The sequence below is a fragment of the Vibrio genomosp. F10 str. 9ZD137 genome (assembly GCF_049974785.1).
GTDB lineage: Bacteria > Pseudomonadota > Gammaproteobacteria > Enterobacterales > Vibrionaceae > Vibrio.
The window spans coordinates 1-4,245 of the sequence record NZ_JBNGCJ010000373.1 but is presented as its reverse complement, the minus strand read 5'-3'; the positions used below and the strand labels follow the sequence as shown (position 1 = coordinate 4,245).

Annotated in this window: 6 protein-coding genes; 3 read left to right on the top strand and 3 right to left on the bottom strand. The window is 41.4% G+C overall.

What is annotated here, in order from left to right:
- The first annotated feature begins 80 nt into the window (after positions 1–80).
- Positions 81–473, top strand: a complete 393-nt coding sequence (locus ACP45E_RS08325) for a hypothetical protein (protein ID WP_017037057.1) — start codon at positions 81–83, stop codon at positions 471–473.
- Between the two features lie 62 nt (positions 474–535).
- Positions 536–952, top strand: coding sequence for a GFA family protein (locus tag ACP45E_RS08320; protein WP_017037058.1), 417 nt, complete (start codon positions 536–538; stop codon positions 950–952).
- Positions 953–1,072: 120 nt separating this feature from the next.
- Here the strand turns inward: ACP45E_RS08320 and ACP45E_RS08315 are convergent, their stop codons facing one another.
- Positions 1,073–1,984 carry a LysR family transcriptional regulator gene (locus ACP45E_RS08315; RefSeq protein WP_017037059.1) on the bottom strand — a complete coding sequence of 304 codons (912 nt, stop codon included), beginning with the start codon at positions 1,982–1,984 and terminating at the stop codon, positions 1,073–1,075.
- 96 nt (positions 1,985–2,080) lie between these two features.
- Here ACP45E_RS08315 and ACP45E_RS08310 point away from each other — a divergent pair, with 96 nt between their 5' ends.
- Positions 2,081–2,803, top strand: coding sequence for an NAD(P)-binding oxidoreductase (locus ACP45E_RS08310; protein ID WP_017037060.1), 723 nt, complete (start codon positions 2,081–2,083; stop codon positions 2,801–2,803).
- Between the two features lie 118 nt (positions 2,804–2,921).
- On the opposite strand, the gene ACP45E_RS08305 is transcribed toward ACP45E_RS08310, so the two are convergent.
- Both ACP45E_RS08305 and ACP45E_RS08300 read right to left on the bottom strand, forming a co-directional pair.
- Positions 2,922–3,104, bottom strand: a complete 183-nt coding sequence (locus tag ACP45E_RS08305) for a hypothetical protein (protein WP_241790385.1) — start codon at positions 3,102–3,104, stop codon at positions 2,922–2,924.
- Positions 3,105–3,335: 231 nt separating this feature from the next.
- Positions 3,336–4,245 (bottom strand): amidase family protein (locus ACP45E_RS08300; protein ID WP_241824288.1); only part of this gene is annotated, 910 nt, incomplete at its 5' end.

Genomic DNA, 4,245 nt, shown 5'->3' with positions numbered 1-4,245 from the left:
TAATAGCTTCATAACTAATAGCTTCTTAAAAAAACGCTTCTTAAATAAACGATTGCAACATCAACACAGGGAATATGAGAATGAAAACACTGACAGCGGGTTTAACTACAATGGGCTTAACCACAGCAGTTCTAGCTTCTTCGGTGAGTGCTGCGTCGACATTTGAAATTGTGAACACTCAATTTATTGCAGGGGTCAGTTATCAAGAGCAGCAGAAGGCGATGGACAGTTTGAATTCAATAGTGAAGCATTTTGATGGCTTTCAAAGCCGAAGTTATTTCTACAGTGAAGAGCTGAATCGTTGGACCGACATCGTGATTTGGGAAAGCTTGGAACTCGCTAAATCGGCTAGCGTAAAGGCGATGGAAGACCCACATGCTCAGCAAGTGTTTTCTATCATGGACATGGAAACGACGATTTTTTCACACTATCGTTCGATAGGGCACATTGAAGCAGAAACAACGACCAAATAGAGGCGAAGGGCGCTGAGAAAAGACGCTTTTTACATCGTTAAATAAATCAAGGAGTAAAGTAAATGACTCAAACAGAAAGCCGTTGCCTTTGTGGTGCTGTAAACATTGTTGCTGAAGACATTAACCCGAAGTTTACGGTGTGCCACTGTCAATCATGCAGAACATGGGGTGGAGCCCCCTTCTTTGCGGTGAAATGCGGCTCAAAAGTAAAAATTGAAGGTAATGACTTCATCAAAACCTATGAATCGTCATCTTGGGCATTGAGAGGTTTTTGCTCCGAATGTGGTACCCATCTTTTTTATAAGCTGAAAGCAACCGGTGAGTACAACATGCCGGTAGGTTTGTTTCCAAATTTGAATGGATTGGAAATGGATATGCAGTATTTCATTGATAGGAAGCCAAGTTATTATTGTTTTTCAAATGAAACCCAAGAGATGACAACAGATGAGATAATGGCTTATTTTGCAGACAAAATGTAAATACGTACAGGAACTTGTTTTGTAGAAAACCGGCCGGTTGATCATGGAATAGCGTAGTAATAGTGAGCAGTTTTTGCTCACTATTATTCTATTCTGAAATTGAATTCACGTTGTTTAGGATCATGGCATCGTTTGCGAGAGATACTCTTTAAGCTCATTAGAGATGAAATCGAACACGCGACGAATCCTGCGGTTGGTCCTAAGTTCTTGGTGACAGACGGCCCAAACGGGTAAGCATATCGTTGGGCCAAATTGTTGAAGCGCTTTTACTAATGTTGGCTCCTGATCTCCCACATCTTGAGTGAGATAAATAAGCCCCAAACTTTCCTTACAAAGGCTTATTTGCATCATTTGGTGGTCAGTCGACAGTTTGAAGTTATCGGGTGATAGATTCCAACCCTGTTGATTGAGTTGGTTGCTAATGAGACTGCTGTCACTGAAACCTATTACTTGTATATCTTCAATTTCTTTAAGTGAATTGACGTCAGTGTAATATTTTAAATACTCCTCGGTCCCATATAGCCACACCGTTTCTTCACCGAGTTTTCTAGCAATCAAGTCGGGTTGAGTGGGGCAAAAACTTCGAATGGCTATGTCAGCATCTCTTCGATTCAAATCGCTAACTTTATTGCTCACTATGACTTCTATTGTGATTCTGGGCTCTACTTTCCTTAACTTGGCAATGATTCGGGGTAGTCGATATACAGCGTCTAATTCACAAACTGAAATCACGACCGTACCTTCTAGTTGCTGTGATTGCCCGTTGGCCATAAGTGAAAAATCACTGGCTGCGTCGCCCATCTTTCGGGCTAATTGTAAAAGATCGATCCCGCTGGAAGTCAATTCCAACCTTTGTCCAACTCTTTCAAACAATCTAACACCAATTTCTTGCTCTAAAGAGGCTACCTGCCTACTCAGGGTGGGCTGTGTCATGTTCAAAGCTTTTGCAGCAGCAGATAGAGTGCCTTCTTCCGCCGTTACTAAAAAAGCACGGGTACGATTCCAATCAAAACAGACTGACTTCCAGTTCATACAAATACGTATAACCTCATGTTAATTTAGTTGGTTAACTAGTGATTAATACATGTATATCATAAGTCTTGGGATACCACATGCAAGGACAAGAAAATGACGACATTAGTGCTTGGAGCGACAGGAGCAACGGGAAGGTTGGTTGTTGAAGAATTAGTCAGCCAACATAGAGAGGTTCGCATTATTGTGCGTTCGTTAAATGATTTACCGCTGCACATAACGACTAGCGACTATGTGGAGGTTGTTCATGCTAACTTGTTGGATCTAATCGATGAACAGCTAACTGAGTACGTTTTGGGGTGTGAGGCAGTGGTTTCTTGTCTTGGTCACAACTTAACGTTTAAGGGTATATTTGGACAGCCTAGGCGTTTAGTGACCGATGCGACAATGCGAATATGTCAAGCGATTGAAAGAACTCAACCTGAGAGACCAATCAAATTTATACTGATGAGCACGACTGGCTTTCAAAATACATTAGCCGATGAAAAAATATCTAGAGCGCATAAAGTGATGATGTCATTTTTGAGAGTGGTGTTACCTCCACATGTTGATAACGAACAAGCGGCGACCTATTTGCAAAGTAGTGTGGTGAAGGCGTCGAAATCCATTGAGTGGGTAGCGGTTCGGCCAGATAGCCTAACGAATGATTTAGAACGAACAGGGTATGTCATTCATCAATGTCCACAGTATGACCCTATATTTGATTCGCGAAATACAAGCCGCTTAAATGTCGCTCGTTTTATGACAGAGTTGATATCGACTCCTAAAACATGGCAAGCATGGAAAAGTAAATTCCCTGTTATCTATGATAGTGATTAGCAACTAAGGTTCTAACTAATAATGGTCAAAACATACAGCGAGAACGAGGAACTTAGACCCATCAATCTAGACTGACAATGTGGCTTCTAACAGCCCATTGCCAGTCAAAAAGTAAACATCATCGAGTCGTTGTGCTGATTTTTATGGCTTGACTGAGGTAGTGAATGATTATTTTTAGCTCAGCATCCTTGATAGACAAAACTCTCATCACTTTTCCGGTACCTGTCAGTTTATTGTAAGTATCGATCATGTGAATGCCTTTCAAAAACCCGATGTCAACGCCACTTTTAGTCGTCCTCATATGACAAACCCCACCGTTAGGAGTTGAATAGCTAGTTATTCTCTGCTTTCTTGTTTCAAGTAGCTTAAAGTCTTCAATGAGTATCCTTCGTATCAATAAAAACAATGTTTTATGGTCCGATCTCACATCAAGATCATACTGCATTATAGTCCCCAATATTTGTTGTCTAATTTTGAGAGTAATACCATTGTTATTTCATTTTTTTTAAAATCATTATGTTACAGCCTCATGTTAAAAGATTGGACAAGTAGGCATTTTGATGTGCTTTGATAACTCTTCAGCGACTAATATCAATTCTGACTCTTTGTTCATTTGCCCGACAAGCTGAATTCCCATAGGTAGTCCATTCCGGTCCAAACCTATTGGCATGGTTACGACAGGATGACCTATTAGGCTAATTGGTGTCGTAAAAGCGGTGAGGGCATCGAAATAGTTTACCTCTAGTCCGTTGACCTTGATGGGTTCGCTATAATCTCGGCTAGGACCTCGTTCTGATGTCGGTTCCATGTGTTTAAACGCGGTACAACAGGTGACGGGCAATATCCAAGCGTCAACGTTTTTAAAAAAGTTTTGGCAATCAAGGATCGTTTTGTCTCTGGCTTTCAAAGCGCTTGAGTACTCATCTGGATTTCTACGATAGCCCTTCATTACATTGTTAAGAAAATTCGGAGAGCGTTTCCTACTCTGGTTGCCGAAAAGCACGCTCAACCACCGTATAAGAGGGTTCATGAATGCTGACGTTTCATGTCCCATTATGCGTCCAAACGTTTCCCAAGATTTTTTGAAACTAAAGTGCTTGGGTTTAGCTTGCACGCATTGATGGCCCTTTTGTTGCCAACTGGTCATTACTTGGGTTATTCGATCGCGAATATCAGTATCTAAGGGCATGTCGTCCGCTTCGAGCCAATACGCCAAATTGAGGCATTTTTGAATACTAGGCTCATGTTGACCACTGAGTGCTCGCCACATTAAAGCTAGGTCTTTTGCTTGTCTAGCCATTGGGCCAGGACGTGCAAAATTATGTAGAGCCAACTTAGGTGTTAGCAGCATTCCGTCACTGCTTACAGTACCTTCACTTGGTAATAAACTGTATACACCACAAAAGCTTGCAGGGATTCTTAATGAAAGATCGGAAGAGCGG

Excerpts from the sequence above, each read along its gene's own strand:
- ACP45E_RS08325 (WP_017037057.1), top strand. The coding sequence starts at position 81 with ATGAAAACACTGACAGCGGGTTTAACTACAATGGGCTTAACCACAGCA.
- ACP45E_RS08320 (WP_017037058.1), top strand. The coding sequence starts at position 536 with ATGACTCAAACAGAAAGCCGTTGCCTTTGTGGTGCTGTAAACATTGTT.
- ACP45E_RS08315 (WP_017037059.1), bottom strand. The coding sequence starts at position 1,984 with ATGAACTGGAAGTCAGTCTGTTTTGATTGGAATCGTACCCGTGCTTTT.
- ACP45E_RS08310 (WP_017037060.1), top strand. The coding sequence starts at position 2,081 with ATGACGACATTAGTGCTTGGAGCGACAGGAGCAACGGGAAGGTTGGTT.
- ACP45E_RS08305 (WP_241790385.1), bottom strand. The coding sequence starts at position 3,104 with ATGAGGACGACTAAAAGTGGCGTTGACATCGGGTTTTTGAAAGGCATT.